Origin of the sequence: Flavihumibacter fluminis, from assembly GCF_021491375.1 — a bacterium.
GTDB lineage: Bacteria > Bacteroidota > Bacteroidia > Chitinophagales > Chitinophagaceae > Flavihumibacter > Flavihumibacter fluminis.
Genome location: NZ_JAKEVY010000001.1, coordinates 574,788 through 595,962, shown reverse-complemented (window position 1 = coordinate 595,962; position 21,175 = coordinate 574,788). Strand labels below are relative to the sequence as shown.

Annotated in this window: 16 protein-coding genes; 10 read left to right on the top strand and 6 right to left on the bottom strand. The window is 44.3% G+C overall.

Features of this window, described 5'->3' with window-relative positions; genetic code table 11:
- The first annotated feature begins 7 nt into the window (after window positions 1-7).
- The 8 genes from iolC (at window position 8) to L0U88_RS02715 (ending at window position 9,860) form a co-directional block, all read left to right on the top strand.
- Window positions 8-1,021: a 5-dehydro-2-deoxygluconokinase gene (gene iolC, locus L0U88_RS02750; RefSeq protein ID WP_234864076.1), complete on the top strand. Its 1,014-nt coding sequence runs from the start codon at window positions 8-10 to the stop codon at window positions 1,019-1,021.
- 18 nt (window positions 1,022-1,039) lie between these two features.
- Window positions 1,040-2,902: a 3D-(3,5/4)-trihydroxycyclohexane-1,2-dione acylhydrolase (decyclizing) gene (iolD, locus tag L0U88_RS02745; protein WP_234864075.1), complete on the top strand. Its 1,863-nt coding sequence runs from the start codon at window positions 1,040-1,042 to the stop codon at window positions 2,900-2,902.
- Between the two features lie 17 nt (window positions 2,903-2,919).
- On the top strand, window positions 2,920-4,494 hold the full coding sequence (locus L0U88_RS02740; RefSeq protein ID WP_234864074.1) for a solute:sodium symporter family transporter: 1,575 nt from the start codon (window positions 2,920-2,922) through the stop codon (window positions 4,492-4,494).
- A 12-nt stretch (window positions 4,495-4,506) separates the two neighbouring features.
- Entirely contained in the window at window positions 4,507-5,979 is a 1,473-nt protein-coding gene (locus L0U88_RS02735; protein ID WP_234864073.1) for a CoA-acylating methylmalonate-semialdehyde dehydrogenase, read from the top strand.
- An 18-nt stretch (window positions 5,980-5,997) separates the two neighbouring features.
- Window positions 5,998-6,927, top strand: a complete 930-nt coding sequence (locus tag L0U88_RS02730; protein ID WP_234864072.1) for a TIM barrel protein — start codon at window positions 5,998-6,000, stop codon at window positions 6,925-6,927.
- Window positions 6,928-6,957: 30 nt separating this feature from the next.
- Entirely contained in the window at window positions 6,958-7,977 is a 1,020-nt protein-coding gene (gene iolG, locus L0U88_RS02725; RefSeq protein WP_234864071.1) for an inositol 2-dehydrogenase, read from the top strand.
- A gap of 24 nt (window positions 7,978-8,001) precedes the next feature.
- On the top strand, window positions 8,002-9,021 hold the full coding sequence (locus tag L0U88_RS02720) for a LacI family DNA-binding transcriptional regulator (RefSeq protein WP_234864070.1): 1,020 nt from the start codon (window positions 8,002-8,004) through the stop codon (window positions 9,019-9,021).
- A 77-nt stretch (window positions 9,022-9,098) separates the two neighbouring features.
- Complete coding sequence (locus L0U88_RS02715; protein WP_234864069.1) at window positions 9,099-9,860, top strand: DUF481 domain-containing protein; 762 nt, start codon at window positions 9,099-9,101, stop codon at window positions 9,858-9,860.
- A gap of 1 nt (window position 9,861) precedes the next feature.
- Here L0U88_RS02715 and L0U88_RS02710 read toward each other — a convergent pair whose 3' ends face one another.
- Both L0U88_RS02710 and L0U88_RS02705 read right to left on the bottom strand, forming a co-directional pair.
- On the bottom strand, window positions 9,862-10,131 hold the full coding sequence (locus tag L0U88_RS02710; protein WP_234864068.1) for a hypothetical protein: 270 nt from the start codon (window positions 10,129-10,131) through the stop codon (window positions 9,862-9,864).
- 53 nt (window positions 10,132-10,184) lie between these two features.
- The gene (locus L0U88_RS02705; RefSeq protein WP_234864067.1) at window positions 10,185-12,746 is read right to left on the bottom strand and encodes a TonB-dependent receptor; all 2,562 of its coding nucleotides are present in this window, start codon (window positions 12,744-12,746) and stop codon (window positions 10,185-10,187) included.
- Window positions 12,747-12,920: 174 nt separating this feature from the next.
- Between L0U88_RS02705 and L0U88_RS02700 the strand changes: the two genes are divergently transcribed.
- Window positions 12,921-15,479 carry an alpha-L-rhamnosidase gene (locus L0U88_RS02700; RefSeq protein ID WP_234864066.1) on the top strand — a complete coding sequence of 853 codons (2,559 nt, stop codon included), beginning with the start codon at window positions 12,921-12,923 and terminating at the stop codon, window positions 15,477-15,479.
- Here the strand turns inward: L0U88_RS02700 and L0U88_RS02695 are convergent.
- The 4 genes from L0U88_RS02695 to L0U88_RS20855 form a co-directional block, all read right to left on the bottom strand.
- Complete coding sequence (locus L0U88_RS02695) at window positions 15,474-16,469, bottom strand: glycoside hydrolase family 43 protein (RefSeq protein ID WP_234864065.1); 996 nt, start codon at window positions 16,467-16,469, stop codon at window positions 15,474-15,476. The two genes, L0U88_RS02700 and L0U88_RS02695, sit on opposite strands and share 6 nt — an antisense overlap.
- A gap of 22 nt (window positions 16,470-16,491) precedes the next feature.
- Window positions 16,492-16,788, bottom strand: a complete 297-nt coding sequence (locus L0U88_RS02690; protein WP_234864064.1) for a Gfo/Idh/MocA family oxidoreductase — start codon at window positions 16,786-16,788, stop codon at window positions 16,492-16,494.
- A gap of 120 nt (window positions 16,789-16,908) precedes the next feature.
- Window positions 16,909-18,549 (bottom strand): AsmA family protein, encoded by a 1,641-nt coding sequence (locus L0U88_RS02685; protein WP_234864063.1) that lies wholly within the window; start codon window positions 18,547-18,549, stop codon window positions 16,909-16,911.
- On the bottom strand, window positions 18,543-18,665 hold the full coding sequence (locus L0U88_RS20855) for a hypothetical protein (protein ID WP_255722956.1): 123 nt from the start codon (window positions 18,663-18,665) through the stop codon (window positions 18,543-18,545). Before L0U88_RS20855 ends, L0U88_RS02685 begins: the two co-directional genes overlap by 7 nt.
- 194 nt (window positions 18,666-18,859) lie before the next feature.
- On the opposite strand from L0U88_RS20855, the gene L0U88_RS02680 reads away from it, so the two are divergent.
- A complete protein-coding gene (locus tag L0U88_RS02680) occupies window positions 18,860-21,175 on the top strand; it encodes a PSD1 and planctomycete cytochrome C domain-containing protein (protein WP_234864062.1) in 2,316 nt (771 codons plus the stop codon).

The window sequence follows — 21,175 nt, the reverse complement described above, 5'->3', positions numbered from 1 at the left end:
AACCAACATGAAAAATTTGGATTTACTGACCATTGGTCGCTCTTCTATTGATTTATACTCCCAGGATATCGGTGCCGATTTTATTGATATCAAAGGGTTTAATGCATTTGTAGGTGGCTCTCCTTTGAATATCGCAGTAGGAGCTGGCCGGCTTGGTTTGAAAGTGGCTCTGTTAACCGGAGTAGGCCAGGACAAAACCGGTGATTTCATTTTGAATTTTCTAAACAAAGAAAAGATTGTCACGGATTATATTCCCCGGATTCCGGGTGCCCGCACCAGTGCTGTGATTCTTGGTATTGAACCTCCGGATCGTTTCCCGCTGGTTTTTTACCGCGATAACTGTGCAGATATTCAAATCACCATGGATCATGTGGCTGCCGCGGATGTAGGTCAGTTTAAAGTAGTGCAGGTTTCGGGAAATGCGATGAGTAAAGAACCGAGTCGAAGTGCTATTTTTTATGCAGTTGAACAGGGTTATGATAAGGATGTGCCAGTAATCCTGGATATTGATTTCAGGGCCGATCAGTGGACAGATATCCGTTCCTTCGGACTGATGGTTCGTGCCATTTTGCCTAAAGTGACTATTGCGATTGGTACAGAAGAAGAGGTATTGGCAGCTACCCTTCAGGATATCAACGATGTGGTGATTGAACACCAGCAGGTTTCCGCCCCCAAAGTGAAAGGCAACCTAGAGGCTTCCGTAAAACAGATCCTGAATGCAGGGGTCAAAGTGCTGATTGTAAAAAAAGGATCAAAGGGCGTTACGATTTATGCGGCGGGTAATGAACCCCAGGATGTTCCCGGTTATCCGGTAGATGTGCTGAATGTATTGGGCGCTGGTGATGCGTTTGCGGGCGGCTTCATTTATGGATTTGTACAGGGATGGAGTATCTCCAAGGCCTGCCGCCTGGGTAATGCCTGCGGTGCCCTGGTGGTGCAAAGACCCGGCTGTGCGAATGATATGCCCACTTTATCCGAAGTAATGCAACTGATTGAAGAACGCGGTGGACTCACCGATTAAACTGATCAACGAACTCATATGGCAAAGAAAACACAACGATTGACTGTGGCGCAGGCTACGATTCTGTTCCTGCAAAATCAATACGTGGAAAGAGATGGAAAGGAGCAGCTTTTTTTTGGTGGCTGTTTTGGCATTTTTGGTCACGGTAATGTGGCCGGTATCGGACAGGCGCTGCTTCAATATCCATCGTTCCCCTATTTTCAAAGCCGCAATGAACAGGCGATGGTGCATACCGCCATTGCTTATGCGAAAATGAAAAATCGCATCGGTGCATTGGTCTGTACTACCTCTATTGGTCCGGGTGCCACCAATATGGTCACCGGTGCTGCAACGGCTACCATTAACCGAATTCCCGTACTCTTATTACCCGGCGATATTTTTGCCAAAAGGGATGTGGCGCCAGTGCTGCAACAACTTGAATCAACCTGGAGCCAGGATATTTCCGTGAATGATTGTTTCAAACCGGTTTCCCGTTACTGGGACCGGATCAATCGTCCGGAGCAATTGATAACTGCCTTGCCTGAAGCGATGCGGGTACTTACTTCACCCACTGAAACCGGCGCTGTTACCCTCTGTATGCCCCAGGATGTGCAGGCGGAAGCCTTTGATTTCCCTGTGGAATTCTTTGCTAAAAGAGTATGGACCATCCAGCGTAACCGTCCCGATGCCAGAGCCCTTGCTACTGCTTTACAAACCATTAAAGCAGCACGCAAACCCATCATCATTGCAGGTGGAGGTGTGCTATACAGCGAAGCCAGTAAGGAACTAACGGAGTTCATCAACCGAACCGGTATTCCGGTAATGGAAACTTTTGCCGGTAAGGGAGCTGTTCATTATGCCGAACCCCTGAACCTGGGTGCAGCAGGAGTTACCGGCACTCCCGGTGCTATTGCAGCTGCTGCAGAAGCAGATCTTGTAATTGGAATTGGTACGCGTTACAGTGATTTTACCACGATTTCTGAATCGGCTTTTCAAAATCCAAACGTTCGCTTTATTAATATTAACGTCACAGAATTTGATGCTTTCAAACATGCAGCTATTCCCCTGGTAGGAGATGCGAAAGCAATATTGCAGGAACTACTGCAATCCATCAGGCGGTATAAGGTTTCAGATGCGTATCGCGCCAAACAGGAACGAGAAGCCCGAAAATGGGATAAGGTGGTGAATACGGTTTATAAGCTCAATCATCCCGTACCGATTAGCCAGGGTGAAGTAATAGGTGCAGTGAATACCCTGTCCAATGACAAGGATGTGATGGTATGCGCTGCCGGCAGTTTACCTGGAGATTTACACAAACTCTGGCGAACCCGCAACCCCAAAGGCTTTCACCTGGAATATGGCTATTCCTGTATGGGGTATGAGATTGCAGGCGGACTTGGAATCAAAATGGCCGATCCAAGCCGGGAAGTTTATGTGATGGTGGGCGACGGCAGTTACCTGATGATGAGCCAGGAAATCATAACGGCTGTACAGGAACAGATGAAACTCATTATTGTGCTGATTAACAACAATGGATATGCGAGTATCGGTGGTTTATCAGAATCACTTGGTACCAAAGGATTCGGAACCCGGTATGAATTCCGCAACAAAAAAACCGGCCAGTTGGATGGTGGTATTCTTCCCGTAGATCTTGCTGCGAATGCAGCCAGCATGGGTGCTACGGTTATTAAGGCACAAACACGAAAAGAATTGGAAGCCGCACTCGTCCAGGCGAAGAAAAATAAAAACACTACGGTCGTATACATTGAAACGGATCGCGAACAACGGGTAGGTGGTTACGCCTGGTGGGAGGTTCCTGTAGCGGAAGTATCTACGCATGCCAGTGTGAAATCCGCCTATGATAAATTGAAAAAGAACAAAGCAAAGCAACGCATTTATTAATCCACCAATACCAACGAATGAATCTTGCTATAGTAACGTTTGCGTTGTTTACCCTGTTTGTGGGAATTTATTGCTGGTACAAAATGCGCAGCGATAAGTTTGAAACTGCCTCCAGTTATTTCCTTGGAGGAAGGTCCCTTGGAGCCTGGCTGATTGCGATCTCCATGTTGCTCACGAATATTTCTACCGAACACCTAATCGGTATGAACGGCTCTTCCTATAAAAACGGATTTGTTGTGATGGCCTGGGAAGTAACCAGTGCGATTGCGCTTGTTTTAGGGGCGGTTTATTTTATTCCGCGTTACCTGAAGATGGGCTTAACAACAATTCCGCAATACCTGGAACTGAGATTTGATAAGTCGACACATACGATTGTTAACCTCTTACTCATTCTCTCCTTTATCATCACCCTGCTGCCCATCGTACTCTATACCGGTGCGATCAATTTTGAAACCCTGTTTGATGTATCTGAGCGGTTTGGAATTACCAAAGAAGAATCGATGTGGTGGATGATTGTACTGATCGGGGTGCTGGGTTCAGTGTATGCAATTTTTGGTGGACTCAAAGCCATTGCCTATTCGGACATGATCTATGGAATCGGTTTGTTTATAGGCGGATTGGCAGTTCCCTTTTTTGCGCTCTATGAAATTGGTGAAACCGATATCGCAGGCGGGTTAAAAAAAGTGTATGAACATGCACCGGAAAAATTCAATTCCATTGGTAGTTCAGATTCTGTTTTGCCCTTTGGAACGCTGTTTACGGGACTTGTTATCAACCAGATTTATTTCTGGTGTATGAACCAGGTGATCGTACAAAGAGCATTGGGTGCTAAAAATTTGAAAGAAGCACAGAAAGGATTTCTGATCATGGGCTTGTTTAAAATTCTCATGCCACTGATCATTGTATTGCCGGGTGTAATTGGTTTTTATTATTTTAATGATTCACTTTACAATAACCAGGATACCATCTATCCAGAGCTGGTGAAAAAAGTATTGCCGGTTAGTTTAATCGGCATCTTTGCTGCTGTGGTATTGGGAACTGTTTTAAGTACGGTTAACGCAGTGTTGAACAGTGCAGTAACCCTTTTTACATTGGGTGTATACAAACGTCAAATTAATCCGGCGGCGGATGAAAAGAAGCTGGTGAGAACGGGTCGTTGGGCCTCCATTTTGTTAGCTGTTTTCGGCATTGCTGTAGCACCGATGGTGGCAAAAGCACCGGAGGGACTCTACCAGATGTTACAGGAACTGAACGGGATATTTTTCATTCCGATTGCTTCGGTACTGCTGGGTGGATTTTTTATCAAATCGATTTCTGCAACCGGAGCCAAGGTGGCCATCTTTACAGGTCTGGCTTTTTATTTACTGACCACCTTCATTCTTAAAGTAGACATTCATTTCATTCATGTGTGGGGAATTGAATTTGTACTTAATATCCTCGTGATGTTGCTGATTTCCAAATTTTATCCCAACACCAATCAGTATCAACCGGTGCATACCGGTGAAGTGAATATCGAACCCTGGAAGTACACCAAGCCGGTTTCGATTTTCCTGGTGCTGGCAACTATTGCGGTGTATTATTTCTTAAGCTAAAAACAAAACGATATGCAGGTATTACAAAACTATATTAACGGAAAATGGGTCAGCAGTCAGTGTGCTGAAACCCGTGATGTGTTGAATCCCGCTACCCAGGAGGTATTGGCTAAAGTTCCCTTTGGGGCTGCCACTTCAAAAGACCTGGAAACTGCCGTGCTGGCAGCACAGGAAGCGTATCTCGGCTGGAAATCCGTATCGGTGTTGAAGCGTATCCAGCCCCTGTTCAAACTAAAACAACTACTGGAGGAAAATAAAGAGGAGATCACTAAACTGATTACGCTGGAATGTGGTAAAACACTGGCTGAATCGGCAGGTGAAATCCAGCGGGCCATCGAGAATGTGGAAGTGGCTTGCGGCGCCCCCATGCTGATGCAGAGTGAATTCCTGGAGAATGTAGCAACCGGTATTGATGAATTCATGATCCGGCAACCGCTGGGAGTAACAGCCTGTATTGCGCCTTTCAATTTTCCAGCAATGATCAGTTTCTGGTTTTTGCCGTATGCAATAGCGACTGGCAACAGTATGATCATTAAACCATCAGAGAAAGTGCCGCTGACGATGATGAAAATATTTGAACTGATTGATAAACTGGATCTGCCACCGGGTTTACTGAACCTCGTTCACGGAGGCAAGGAAACGGTGGATGCCATACTGGATCATCCATTGGTGAAATCGATCAGTTTCGTGGGTAGTACACCGGTAGCGAAATACATTTATGCACGCGGAACGGCTAATGGCAAACGCGTACAGGCTCAGGGTGGTGCCAAGAATCCGGTAGTGATCCTGCCTGATGCGGATATTGAAGTGACTTCACAGATTATAACGGACAGTGTGTATGGTTGTGCAGGACAGCGTTGCCTGGCTGCTTCTGTCGTTATTACCGTTGATAACGATGCAAACATCAAGGAAGCACTCTACGAATCAGCAAAAAAACGCCAGGTAGGCTACGGATTGGAAAGCACCGTTGAAATGGGACCAGTTATCACTCCGGAAAGCAAAGAACGTATCGAAACTCTGATAGGCAAAGGATTGCAGGAAGGCGGCAAACTATTGCTGGACGGCAGAAACCAGGCTGTGTCCGGATATGAAAAAGGAAACTTCATCCGGCCTACCATCATGGAAGGATTGCCGCTTGACGGAGAGTTGATCAAAACAGAAATATTCGGTCCGGTTATGACCCTGGTGCATATGAAGAACGTGGACGATGCGATTGACTTTATCAACCGTGGTATCTATGGTAATATGGCCTGCCTGTTTACCACCAGTGGCAACAGCGCAAGAAAATTCAGGAGTGAAGCGATGGCCGGAAATATCGGTATCAATATCGGTATTGCCGCACCAATGGCGCAGTTCCCTTTCAGCGGCTGGAAAGAAAGTTTCTTTGGCGACCTGCATGGGCAGGGCAAACATGCCATTGAATTCTTTACTCAAACCAAAGTAGTAGTAGAAAGATGGCCTAAAGAATGGACCCGTAAATTTTAACGTTTATACATTACCGTTATGAATCAAACTGTTATAGAAAAACAAACTATAAAAGTAGCCAATGCTCCCTGCAGCTGGGGGGTGCTGGAATTTGAACTCGAAGGAGAGAAAAAAGGATTTGACCAGGTGCTGGATGAAATGAAGGCGGCAGGATATAGCGGAACGGAATTAGGTGACTGGGGATTTATGCCTACTGATCCTGCAGCACTTCGGGCTGAATTGCAGCAACGTCAGCTGGACTTACTCGGGGCTTTTGTACCGGTAGCTTTGGTAAAACCGGAAGCGCAGGCAGAGGGGATTGAGCGGGCATTACGTACAGCCGGACTCATGCACGCAGCTGGTTATCCCAATGCGTTTATAGTGCTGGCGGATGAAAATGGTTCGGTGCCCGAACGAACAAAAAAAGCGGGCAGGGTGGAAGCAAACGATTTGCTGGACCGGGAATCCTATCGGTTTATTGCTAACAATGCGGAAGCACTGGCACGCGCAGTAAAGGAAAAATATGGCATGCGTACCGTCTTCCATCACCATGGTGCCGGTTATGTAGAAACACCGCAGGAAATAGAATGGTTGTTGGAAGGTTCAGACCCTTCAGTACTGGGATTATGTTTTGATACCGGCCATTATATGCTGGGTGGAGGTACGGATCCGGTAGGATTCATAAAAAAACATATAGACCGGATCTGGCATGTTCATTTTAAGGATTTTGATCCGGTGGTACGGGATAAAGCAACAATAGAAAACTGGGATTATTTTCAATCGGTACAGAACGGGGTTTTCTGTGAGTTGGGAAAAGGTGCTGTACCTTTTGAAGCCATCAAAAACCTGCTGGAAGAGGAAGGGTATAAAGACTGGATTGTGGTGGAGCAGGATGTATTACCCGGAATGGGACAGCCGCTGGAATGTGCCCGAAAGAATCGTGAATACCTGGCTTCTATTCAACTATAACCAAGTACAAAAATCAAGCACTTAACCAACATGAAAAAATTATCTCTTGTACTGATCGGAATGGGTCGCATTGGAAAGATCCACCTGAATAATATTTTGCGGCATTTTCCGCAAGTGCAGATCTCGGGTGTTGCTGACCGTGATTATAATCCGGAGCAGTTTGCGCGGGAGTACGGCAGTATTCCATTTTCGCGGGACGCAAAGGAGCTGGTAGCAAAACCGGAAGTAGATGCCGTTTTGATATGTACACCCACCAGTACACATGCGGATATGATCCGGCTTGCGCTGGAGCATGGCAAGCACATTTTTTGCGAGAAACCTGTAGACCTTTCCCTGGAAACTACCAAACAGCTAGTTGACCAGGTGCAAGGTTCCGGCATTAAGATGATGCTGGGTTTCAATCGCCGCTTCGATCCTGATTTCCTGCATGCACAGCGGCAGATTAAAGAAGGAAGGATCGGTGGAGTTCAGATCGTAAAGATTACCAGCCGGGATCCTGGTTTGCCGCCGATTGAATACATCAAGCATTCAGGAGGTCTCTTTATGGATATGGTGATTCATGATTTTGATATGGCACGTTATATCATGCAAAAGGAAGTAAAGGAAGTGTATGCCAGGGGCAGGGTTTTGGTTGATCCCAAAGTTGGAGAGGCCGGTGATATTGATACCGCACTAACCACCCTGATCTTTGAAGACGATTCCTATGCAGTAATAGATAACAGCAGGGAAGCTATCTATGGATACGACCAGCGACTTGAAATTTTTGGTAATAAAGGCATGTTGCAAGTGGAGAATAATCTGCACAATCGCAATATTGTGTATGATAAACAGGGCATACATCAATCGCTTCCCCTTGATTTTTTCATGGATCGCTATGCCGCTTCCTATCTGAATGAAATGAAATTTTTTATTGAAGCCCTGCAGAATAACCAGCCAATCCCGGTAAGCGGGCAGGATGGACTAGAAGCGGTAGTGATTGCTACAGCGGCCAAATGGTCCGTAGAGAAAAAAAGACCGGTAAGCATCGCGGAAGTAAAAGCTATTTTGTAACTATGCGGGGTTACAGCTGACTCCATGGCTAAAAAAGTATCCATAAAAGACATTGCTGCTGCTGCCGGTGTATCGGCAACTACGGTTTCTATTGTGCTGAATGGAAGAGCCCGGGAAATGAAGATCAGTGAAAGCATGGCCCTTAAGGTTGAGAAGCTGGCCGAGAAAATGCAATACCGTCCCAATCATTTTGCGAAGGGCTTGCGTACCGGCAAAACCAATACCATCGGGCTGATTGTGGATGATATCTCCAACTATTTTTTCGGCCACCTGGCTAAAGTGGTGGAAGAGGAGGCAGACAAAAAGGGCTATACCGTAATGTTTTGCAGCAGCGAAAACAATGAGGGTAAGAGCAGGAATATCCTGAATATGCTGGTTGATAAACATATGGATGGATACATAATTGCTCCCACCACCTTCATGTTGCCGGAACTGGAAAAACTCATTGATGAAAAACGGCCAACGGTATTGATAGACCGCTATTTCCCGGATCTGAATTCAAACTATGTTACCGTAGATAATTTCAATGGGAGCCTGGAAGCAGTGAATCACCTGGCCTCCAAAGGAAACAGGAAAATAGCGCTCGTGACCAATGATACAGATCAGCTCCAGATGAAGCAACGGATTGACGGCTATATGGAAGGGCTTAAGAAAAATGGACTGGTCTTTGAAAAGAGCATGGTGAAAAAAATTCCTTTTGGTTGGCCGGAACAGAAGCAGGTAAAAGAACTGGCACAATTTTTCAACAAACAAAAAGCTGATTTTGATGCCGTTTTTTTTACTTCCAATAACCTCGGAGTAGCAGGGCTTGAAGCTTTCAGTAACCTGGGCATCAGCGTGCCGGAAAAGGTATCGGTTATCTGTTTTGATGACAATGATTTGTTTCGCCTGGGAAAACCTGGTATAACAGTCATGAGCCAGCCGATTAAACAAATGGCTAAAAAAGCAGTAGAGGTGCTGGTTAGGCAAATAGAGCAGTCCGGCACCGAAGCATCCCATATTATATTACCGACTCAAATTATAGAGAGAGAATCCGTTCGATAAACTCTGTGTATTTGAAATAATAAGGATATCCTTAGCCGCTGATTTTTTTATTTTTGTGGCTTACCAACAGCCGAATCATGAGGATAATCGGAATACTGCTCGGATGGATTCTGTTATCTTTCCAGGGCATTGCCCAAAATGAAGACAGCGTTTTTAAGGAAGAGCCGGATACTACCATCTATCGTTTAGGATTTACCGGTACAGGTAATATAAATCGTACTGCCGTTAATGGCACTTCTTACATTTTCAATAACTCCCTGCGCTTTAGTATTGATAAAAAAATATTAACAGTAAATGCATTCACCAACTGGATTTACGGAGAGAATCCAACACGTAAAACCAATAATGATTTTTTATTTATCGTGGATGCAGATTTATTCAAACATACCCGTAAACTTTATTACTGGGGCCTTGCTGGATACGAAAAAAGTCTTTCCTTAAAACTTTATGACCGTTACCAGTTTGGAGGCGGACTTGGATATACCCTGGTTAATTCAAGAAAACTGAACCTGGTTATTTCCAATGGATTGCTGTATGAGAAATCTGCATTGAGGGAACCTGATAAATATGACAGAACCGGTTATGAAACCCTCCGGAATTCTTTTCGGTTTAAAAACCGATTGATTATTCATGAACTAATAACCCTGGATGGGGTTCATTTCTGGCAACAATCTTTTGCAGATGGAGAAGATTTTATTCTGCGAACAACCAATACGATTTCGTTCAGGTTGAAAAAATGGCTTAGCCTTACAGTAGGGTTGACCTATAACAAAGTAAATTTCACAGAATCAGAAAACCTGCTCTTCAATTACGGTCTAAGCATCGAAAACATATTTTAATTCAGGCGCTCAGGTTCAATTCTGCTGCCTTACCACCGGAACTGCATAAAGCAAGCCCTTTAAGGGTAATCTTAACCAGGGTGAATCGCTCCTGTTGTTGCAGTTCAACCAATCCTTCCCGGGTTAGCTGGTGGATATGCTCAAGGATGGTATCCCAGGGTAAAAACTGACGTACGATGATCTGGGCCGGTTTACAGGGGTAACTGGTCGGATCCGGGTCATCCTTGACAATATTATAAATCGTTTGGAGAGTGGAATAGGGGTGATCCATGTATGCCAAAATAAGTGGATAAGTCCAAATCCAAAAACAAAGTTTTCAACATTTTATCCTTCACCCGTTTCGCCACCCCCGTTGCGGTCGCCACCTTCCCTGCGTTTGAAGAGGTCAAGGTCCTGACGTCCAAAACGATAGCTGAAAGTCAGGCGAACCGTCCGCACATTCCATCGTCTGTAGGAATCCTGGTAAAAGTTTTCGGTGTCTGTGATGCTTCCAAAGCGGCGACTGTTAAATACGTCGTTTACGTTGAAGGTAAGGGTGCCGGCATTGTTCTTGAGGAAATCTTTGCGGATCGCAAAATCCATATAATATTGTTCCTTGGTCTTGCCCTGGGGCATTACCCTGGGTGATTCATATTCTCCTGATAACTGGAACGAAAAATTGTTGAAGAATTTAGCGTCTGGCTGATTGATCTTATAATTCATCATCAGTTTGGTACTCCAGTTAAAACCGGTATTGCTTAGATTGATTCCTCTAACATTCGCTTTTACATCCCGGTATTGCGCATTGAAGTTGGGAGTAAAATCGAAGTTATTTCCAATCCGCTGTTGCCAGGTCAGTTCCAATCCCATCCGGTTTGTACGGTCTGCATTTACGAATGTATTCAGTATCGCATTTGGATCAATCGCTGCATTTCCAAGTGCTTCGTATTCAGCAGTTGTCAGGGTATCGCTGAACATGGTTATGTCTTCCGTATTGTTTCTGAAATAACTGGACACTAGTACATTTCCGGTGCTATAAGTGCGGTTGAAATTCAGTTCAAAGGAATTCGTAAACTCCGGACGTAATTCCGGATTTCCTTTACGGATATTCAACGGATCGGTGATATCTACATAAGGATTGATCTGCCAAAAATTCGGGCGACGAATCCGGCGAGAGAAATTCACCTGGATATCACTGCCTTCCTTAACCGAATAGGTCAAATATAAACTGGGGAAGAATGCATTTAGAAGATTATTTCCTTTCGATGGATAATCGTAACCGAACTTGCGTGAGCTGTCAATCAGTTCACCGTCAAAACTGGACTGCTCAATCCGGACACCGGCCTGGTAACCGAGTTTCCCGATCTTGTTGGAATAATTTCCATATACAGCATTTACCATTTCACGGAAACTGTAATTGTTACTCAGTGGGAGTTTACTCATGTTTCCGCTTTGAAGAGAGAATACATCCAGTTTGTCCTTTGAAAAATTATGATAGGATCTTGCACCAAATTCCAACTTGCTGTTTTCAGAAAGCGGGTTAACATAATCCGTTTGAATGGTAACCTGTGTTCCACTTCCGGTGGCATCGTTGATAACTGTATTCGGCGTGGATATCAATTGTCCTTCCATATTGTAAAAGAAGTTCCGGATATCTCCATTACCTCCATTCGTTCCTGTATTAAATGTGACATCTGCTGTCCATTCTTTTTCAGGTTTGGTATATGTTCTCCTGTAATTCAATTGTGTGTTGGCACGATTAAAACTGAAATCATCAGTTGAAAAACGCTGCCCGGTTTGTGTAGGTTGTCCATTGGCAGCGAAATACTGCTGCTGCTGCACTTCATCGTTTTCAAAAGCGCCTCTCACAAAGCCCTGTGAAATGGAAATACTGTTAAAGTCGTTGAAGTCATAATCCATACCAAAGCGAACAGAAGAAAATTTGCGCAACCTTTCTCTGTCTGTCTGCTGGTTGAAAAAATCCGTAGTCTGGCCGTTGCGTTTATTTTCCCGATAGGCTTCACCGCGTGCAATACCTCCAGACTGGTTATAATTACCACTGGCAAACAGATTCACTTTGTTTTTCCGGTAATTCAAACTTAGTCCGCCATTAAACAGACTCGGTGTTCCTGCACCAAGCGTAGCAACTCCGTTCAGTCCGCCTTTGCGATTTTTTTTAAGAATAATATTGATAATACCTCCTGTGCTGCCAGCGTCGTATTTGGCAGAAGGATTGGTAATCACTTCCACACGATCAATATCATCAGAAGGAATTTGTTCAAGTGTAAGAATGGTAGGACGTCCATTCACAAAAATCTGGGGCGAACTATTTCTCAGTGATACACCACCATTAACATCAACGGAAAGAGAGGGGATCTGTCTCATCAGGTCTACTGCATTTCCACCTTTACTGGTTATGGCAGCATCTGCATTAAAAATCCTCCTGTCCACGCCAACAGTCATTAATGGCTTTCTTGCAGTTACTACTACGGTTGCCAGACTGGATGCTTCTGTAGTGAGATTAATCTCTCCCAATTCATAAGCACTTAAATCGTTCAAAATAGTAACAGGTATTTCTTCCAATCCAAAACCAACGGCACTGATCTGGATGATGGTACGAATTCCTCTGGGTGCAGTAATTACAAATTTGCCATCGGGGTCAGTTATTGAAATATTGGACAGTGTATCTGGATCTGCGCCTTCCCTGCGAACTGTTGTTACGGCTGTGATGGAAGCGGATGCCACCGCATTACCTGTTTTACCATCTTTTACGATTCCGGAAATTTTAATCCGGTCATCAGACTGAACTTGCGCATTTGATTGTTTTGATACAAGCGCGAATGCCATAGTCAGTAATAAAAAAAACTGGTATAAAGGAGTCGATATTCCTGAGGTTCTACGTGTCATTTTGCAAAGGAAGCCATTTAAACCTGAAGGATTCCTTAAATTTAACAGATGAGTATAGTTTTTCGTTTAGTTTTCGTATTACTTTTTATAAATGCGATAAATAACAGTCAATTAGTTGCACAAAACAGGACAGTACAGGATGGTTTATCTCGTATAGCGATAAACGTTAGTTCCATGACGGTTGAAAATTTGGTCAATCCAATTGGTCTGGATCAGCCAAATCCTCGTTTCCGATGGAAAATCAACAGTTTAGAGCAAGCTGTTCGAAGCACTGCGTTTGAACTTGAGTTTTGTAAGGATACCAGCTTGGTAGCCAAAGGAACGTTTCTTCACCGTACCGGGAAAATTGTGTCACCAGTAGGTTTTTATCGATACAATGGCCCTGAACTTCAACCCTATACTCGTTATTACTGGAGGACACGCGCTTGGGATCAGTCAGGATTTGTTTCTGCCTATTCAGCCTGGGCTTCTTTTGAAATGGGAAAAATGCATTCTGGCAACTGGACAGGCAGTTGGATCAGTGATGGAAACTCAAAAGAGGAGAAAGCCTTACCTCATTTCCGAAAAGAATTTAGCCTCACAAAAAAGATACGATCTGCCCGCGCTTACATTGCTGCCGGCGGATTGTTTGAATTAAGTCTGAATGGCAAACGGATCAGTGATGCCTGGCTGGAACCTACGTATACACGTTACGATCGTCGTTTGTTGTATTGCACCTATGATATTACTGCCGAATTGTTAAACGGAAAAAATGCGGTTGCTGTATTACTTGGAAACGGATGGTACAATCATCAGTCTACAGCCGTGTGGAATTTTCATGAGGCTCCCTGGCGGAACCGACCCTGTTTTGTACTGGATATCCGTGTTGAATATGAAGATGGTACAGTTGAAACGATTGGGTCTGACCGTGATTGGAAAACAAAAACAGGTCCGGTTATTTTCTCCAGCATTTACACTGCAGAACATTATGATGCAAGACTGGATATGCCGGGCTGGGACCAGGCAGGTTTTGCGGACTCCAGTTGGAGCAACTCCATTTATCGTTCTGCGCCTGCACCTTTGGTTACGGCACAGGCGTTACATCCGATCAGAAGAGTAAAGGAATTAGCAGCCGTATCAATTCGGAAATTCAGTGATACCGTGTATGTGCTTGATATGGGACGTAATATTTCAGGAGTTGCCAGCATCCGGCTCAAAGGAAAAGCCGGAACCATTGTAAAACTCCGTCATTCCGAACGGCTCTATGAAAATGGCCGCACAGATCTTTCCAATATCGATGTGCATTATCGTCCTCAGGATAATTCCGATCCTTTCCAGACCGACATCTTTATTCTTTCAGGTAAAGGCATGGAAGAGTTTACTCCGCGTTTTAACTATAAAGGATTTCAATATGTGGAAGTGACAGCCAGTGAGCCGATAGAGTTGACAAAAGAATCCGTAAAGGCTTATTTCATGCATTCGGATTTACCGGTAACGGGGGCTGTCAGCAGTTCGAATCCTGTGTTAAATAAAATATGGGCTGCCACAAATGCATCCTATCTGTCTAATATGTTTGGTTATCCAACAGATTGTCCGCAGCGGGAGAAAAACGGCTGGACAGGAGATGGACATATTGCCAGTGAAACCGGACTCTTCAATTTTGATGGCATTACGGTGTATGAAAAATGGTTGCAGGATCACCTGGATGAACAACAACCGAACGGCGTATTCCCTTCCATTATTCCATCCAATGGCTGGGGTTATGAATGGGGAAATGGTCCAGACTGGACCAGCACCATTGCTATTATCCCCTGGAATATTTACCAGTTTTATGGTGATACCAGTTTGCTCGCACACACATATGATGCATTGAAAAGATACGTGCAGTACCTGGAAAGTATCAGTAAGGATGGAATTTGTTACTGGGGACTTGGCGACTGGGTACCGGTCAAATCAAAAACCCCTGTTGAATTCACCTCTACAGCTTATTATTATACGGATGTGGTGATCTTGTCAAAAGCAGCCCGATTACTAGGAAAAGCGGCTGATGCTGACCGTTATACAGCCCTTTCGGAAAAAATTTATCAGGCCTTCCAGCAAAAATTCTGGAATGCATCCACCCGTTTATACGGATCCGGATTGCAGACGGAACTGAGTGTTGCACTTCATTGGAAACTGGTTCCCGACAGTTTGATTCCTGTTGTGGCGAAAGCGCTGGCAGACAGGGTGGTGGCAGATGGCAGACAAATTGATGTTGGTTTACTGGGAACCAAAACCATCTTAAATGCATTAAGTGATAATGGCTATGCAGATCTGGCCTATGAGCTCGCATCAAGAGAAACATTTCCGTCCTGGGGCTGGTGGATTAAAAACGGAGCAACCACTTTATATGAAAACTGGCCCATCAATGCAGCATCCGATATTTCCATGAATCATATCATGTTTGGGGAAATTGGTGCGTGGATGTACAAAGCTTTGGGTGGAATCAAACCAGTTGAAGCAGCGCCTGGATTTCAGGTGATACAGCTTGAGCCAAACTTCCCCAAAAAACTGGATCAGTTTTCCTGTAGTTATGAATCGGTATGGGGGAAAATTGAATCGGCCTGGGAGCGAAAAGGGAATATGCTGCAGTACAAGGTAACCATCCCTCCCGGAGCAACCGGCCGGCTCAGAATTCCGTCACAAGGGAAAGCCGGAACCCATTTTATTGAATTAGGCTCCGGTATTCATCAGTTTAGTTGGAAGAATTTATAAACGCGATTTTTTCACGCCGTCCCTGGTTATTTTAACTGGAAGGATAAATCCCTTTTCGTCAAAATTCATGAGATCAATGCAGGTCTCTCTCGAATTGCCATCTTTTTCGCTGAGCGGCCTGCGGTGGTATACAATATAATATTGATCGGTGCCGGGGTGACGGATTACTGAATGATGTCCTGCGCCCGTTGCAATTGCAGGATCCTGTTGTAAAATCTTTCCGATTCTTTGGAAAGGGCCAAGCGGTGAATCTGCGATTGCATAGGCAACACTATAATCGGGGCCGGTCCAGCCACCTTCAGACCACATGAAGTAATATTTTCCATTGCGTTTGAATACAAACGGACCTTCTACGTACTTATCGGGTGTAATTTCTTTAAAAATGCTACCATCATCAAAGGGGATGAAACCGTTGAAATCAACATTCAGTTTAGCAATATTGCAATGTCTCCAGCCTCCGTAATACAAGTAGTGTTGTCCGTCATCATCCTTGAAAACAAACTGATCAATGGGTTGTGCGCCGTTGTGAAAACGATCTATCAGGGGTTTGCCAATATGATCTTTAAAAGGTCCGGCGGGATGATCTGCTACGGCAACACCAATTCCTCCATATTCTTCGTTACTCTGGATATCATTGGCACCAAAAAACAGGAAATACCGATTGTTTTTTTCAATGATGGAGGGAGCCCATACTGCTCTGTTTGCCCATTTGATGGCACTCGTATCAAGAATACGATGGTGTTTTTTCCAGGTTTTCAGATCATTGGAAGAAAACGCGTCAAAGAAAACCTGTTTTTCGTAAGGGGCTGAATAGGTTGGATAAATCCAATATTGTTTTCCAAAAATGATGGCTTCCGGATCTGCGTACCAACCTTGAAAAAGCGGGTTGCCACTCAGGTTTTGCGACTTATGTTCTTTTTGTGCATGCCCCGCTTGTATCAGTAAAATAGTCAGGGTAATAAGGAGTCCAATTCTTATGTTCGTTTGCATACAGCAAACTAATCATTGCGGATTAAATTACCCGTACAAATTTACCTGCTTCCGTTGCCTGCCGGATCAATTCCAACTGGTTGTGTGATTTACCAGCCACAACTACCAGCTCGATGTTTTCATCTTCAAGAATATCGGAAAGATTCGCAACTACTTCCACACCGGGATACCAGGATTCAGCGAGTCCGTTTGAAACAGCCTCGCCATGCGCCAGCACTTTTTTTAGCTTATACCCATTTGCCAAACTTCCTGAGCTCAGCAGAATGGGTGTTTCCAATTGCTGGGTAGCAATCAGTCCGATATATTTATAAGTTCCCATGTTATTCTTATTAATGGTAAAAAATACACTTGCAAAGATAGCCTATCAGTCTCTAATGTCTAAACATTAAAGCCTTTTTTAACCAGTTAAATAGCTTTTATATCGCAGTTTTTAGCCATTTCAGGCAGGTTTAGTGTCTTTTGAGCGAATTCCTGCACTGCTTTTGAGTCCTTCAAAGAGGGTTTTCCAGATCAGATTGAAGAATGATTTCGATGGATCGCGGTCTTCCCGGACCAGGAATTCATGCGCTTTTCGATCCCCCAAACGGTTGTGTGTACGGATTAGCAGCTGGTTGGCCAGTAGACTCAGGAATGGTCGTTTGGTAGGTGTTCCTTTCTCTTTTTCTTTCAGGATATCAATTTTAAAGTCCTGATAGCTAAACCGAATCTTGCCGTTGGCGCCCTGATCGGATCCCTGAATAGTAAAATTTAAAAGGTTGCTTTTACCGCTTCGGACAGCAACCCTTGCCAGTGGCTGGATGACTGGATTTAGGGCAGCGAGTTGAAAGGATTGGATAGAAGCATGAACCGTGAACTGACCATTTGGTCCGGGAGGGAAATAAAACTGTGCTTTCATCGGAACCTGGTCCATGAGTTTGGCTTCCAGGTCGAGTTGCAGGCTACCCTTTGTTTCAACTCCTTTCAGTATTGGGCCAGCATTCCCTGAAATAGAACCAAACCGGAGTTTACCAACATCGGTACCCTCTTTGTTTTTTTCGTAATACGTGATTGACCCATTGTTAACCTGGAGTACGGGTACCTCCAATCCAAAGATCAGTTGTTGAATCAGTTGATGTGGATTTTTACCGATTTTAGATTGGGTGGAGGGTGGTCTGCTACGATCATTAAATATGAGGAGAGAAGGTTCATTAAGCAGGATCATGGAGGTACGGATTATGCTGTCTTCCAGAAAAGCTCTATAATCAAGTGAATCAATTACAACTTCGGGTATGCTTAGCTGGTAGACATCCATTTGTACCGGTGTTTGGGCAGCAATTGCTTCCAGTGAGCTGCCCGCAGTCGGAATCAATTCAATCTTTTTAATTATTGCCTGAAAATGTTGCGCTCCATTCAGGATAAACTTTTCAGCCTTGAGTTCATATTCCTTATCTGAGAGTTCTGTCCTAAGATTTTCGATGGCTAACCGAAAACTTGCAACTGGTAGTGAATTGGTTGTTGTTGTGTTGAGGCTGTCGGTATGAAAGCCATACAGATCAAGGTGTACGGATTCCAGTTTGGTGATGGCTTTATTGCTTGCCTGATATACCAGATCAAGTTGTGAAAGTTGAATAGAATCGATTTTTATGCCCTGCAATCCTTTTTTGGAGAACTGTTTTTTTTGTTTTGCGGTAGTTGAATCATCATTATTGTCAGCATACCGGATGATCTCAAATTCCCCACCAGCAATGGTTATATTGGATAGATCGAGCAAGCTGGATTCCAGTAAGGAGCTGAGAGTAACCTGGTTGATCAGCAGATTTTCCAATCTGAATTTGTAGACAGAGCCTGCACTTCTAATCTTGTCAGAAGGTTGAAATACTATCTCACTGACCAGTATACTTTGTTTTTCAGGGTCAATGTGCAGGTCGCCAATGCTGAGTTTGTACTGGCCACTTGTTTCCTCCTTAACCCAGGTCGAAATTCGGTCTTTGATGGTTTCGGCAACATCTCTGGATTTTAACCAATAGCGAACGATACCAACTCCCAGCAAGGCCATGAATAGTATAATCAGCAGGACAAGTATGGGTCGGAGGCCTAACATCCTACTGCACCAAGTAACCAATAGAGAATAAGGAAAACTACAATGGTACCAAGGCAGCCGCCGCCCCATTTGTATGCACCATATCCGGCGATCAGGGTTCTAAGCCAATCTTTCATAGTAAGTCGTTTTAAGAATGAATGAAACTTGCTACAAAAAAACAGTGCCAGCGGGTAGGGAAACTGAATGATGTGTTTAAGTTACAAAATATAAAGAACCTGCACTGGTAAAATAGGCTGTGTTTTTGACAATGCAGTATAAGAGGAAGCTGTATTGTTTGCGTAAATTTGAAAACGACCATAAGCCATAGAAAATGAGGAGAAAAATTTTGGTCGCTGTTTGTAGTCTGATTGTAGCAGCGATTGCATTTACTGCCTGTCTGAATAGTGCCGGAGAAGGTCTCTCTGATACAGGTAATATTAGTTATAACTACCATGTCAGGCCGATATTGTCTGACAAATGTTTTAAGTGTCACGGCCCGGATCAAAATAAACTGGAAGCCGGTTTAAGACTGGATCTTCCCGAGTTTGCCTTTGCTCCCCTGAAAGAAACCAAAGGGGCATTTGCATTGGTGCCTGGTAAACCTGAGGAATCGGAGGTATTCAAACGGGTAATCTCTACTGATCCGAATTACATCATGCCAACTCCTGACTCCCATCTCGGGGCCCTGTCAACGGAAGAAATCGCCATTCTGAAAAAATGGATTGAGCAGGGCGCAGAATATGAACCACACTGGGCTTTTGTTAAACCGGAGAAACAGGACTTGCCTAAAGTGAAATCAGCTCTTGCAAAAAATGAAATTGATTATTTCATTCTGGCCCGGCTGAAGGAGAAGGGGCTGTCCATGAATGAAGAGGCGGATAAGGAAAGACTGCTGAAAAGGGTGAGCCTGGATTTGACCGGATTACCACCTGATGAAGCCCTGATTGAGCGCTTTCTCAATGATAAATCCGAAAATGCGTACGAAAAACTGGTGGAAACGCTTTTGGCAGTTCCCCAATATGGGGAAAAAATGGCCGTTCACTGGATGGACATTGCAAGGTATGCCGACAGTTATGGTTATCAGGATGATAATATCCGGACGCAATGGCCCTGGCGCGACTGGGTTATTAAAGCATTCAATGAAAATATGCCCTACGATCAGTTTGTCACCTGGCAAATGGCGGGCGATTTATTACCAAATGCAACAAAGGAACAGGTTTTAGCTACCGCTTTTTTCAGGAATCATAAATACACGGAAGAAGGTGGCGTAATCCCGGAAGAATACCGGATTGAATATGTGCTTGACAAAACGAAAACCTACACCAAAGGGTTACTGGGACTTACGGCTGAATGTGCCCAGTGCCACGATCATAAATATGATCCGATTTCGCAAAAGGATTATTTCAGTCTGTTTGCCTTCTTTAATAATACCTATGAAGTCGGTTATGAGGGTGATGTTTCTATTTCCAAACCGGCTAAGAATCCCATTCTGACACTTACCAATGAGGAACTCCAATCGACCCTGTCTTTTATAAACCGGGAAGATACCAGTTCACTGTATGTTTCCGTAATGGGAGAATTGGATACCATTCGCCCCACTTATGTATTAAACCGCGGCGTTTATGACCATCCAACCGAACGCGTGCAGCCCATGGCACTGCCGGTAGTGATGAAATACGATACAGTGCAATTACCAAGAAACCGCCTCGGATTGGCAAAATGGACAGTAGACAAAAACAATCCGCTTACTGCCCGGGTATTCGTGAACCAACTCTGGCAAGAGTTTTTTGGAAGGGGACTGGTAAAAACCAGTGGCGATTTCGGTATGCAGGGTGAACTTCCCTCACATCCCGAACTGCTCGACTGGCTGGCGGTTGATTTCATGGAACATAACTGGGATATCAAATACATCATCAAAAAAATCGTTAGTTCCAATACCTACCGCCAATCTGCCAGGGTCAGCGAAAAAGCATTGGAAAAAGATCCTGAGAATATCTATCTGTCGCATGCTCCCAGAACCAGGTTGAAAGCAGAGTTTGTTCGTGACCTGGTACTGTCATCCAGCGGCCTACTGGTTAAAAAAATAGGTGGACCAAGCGTTAAACCCTATCAACCCGCAGGTCTCTGGGAAAGTGCTACTTCTGGCAGAGGAGAACTGGCAACCTATAAGCAGGATAAGGGCGAGAAATTGTACCGCAGGGGCCTGTACACATTCATCAAATTAACAGTGCCTCCACCTTCCATGATTCTGTTTGATGCAAGTAATCGTGATCAATGTGAGGTAACACGTTTACAAACCAATACACCACTGCAGGCGCTGGCCATGATGAATGATCCGACTATACTGGAAGGATCCCGGGTATTTGCACAGAAGTTAATAAGTACTAACAAGGATGCTCAAACGAATATTGAAACAGCATTCCGTCGTATCCTTTGCCGCACTCCGGAAAAAGAAGAATTATCGATCCTGACCAGGTATCACAAAGAACAGCTGGAACTATTCCGTGCGGGACAACTGGATGCAAAGTCCACACTTAAAGTAGGAGAGTACCCGCAGGATCCGAACCTGGATCCGGTATCACAGGCGGCACTAATGAAGACTATCAATCTCATGTACAATATGGAAGAGGCAATCGTAAAATCGTAG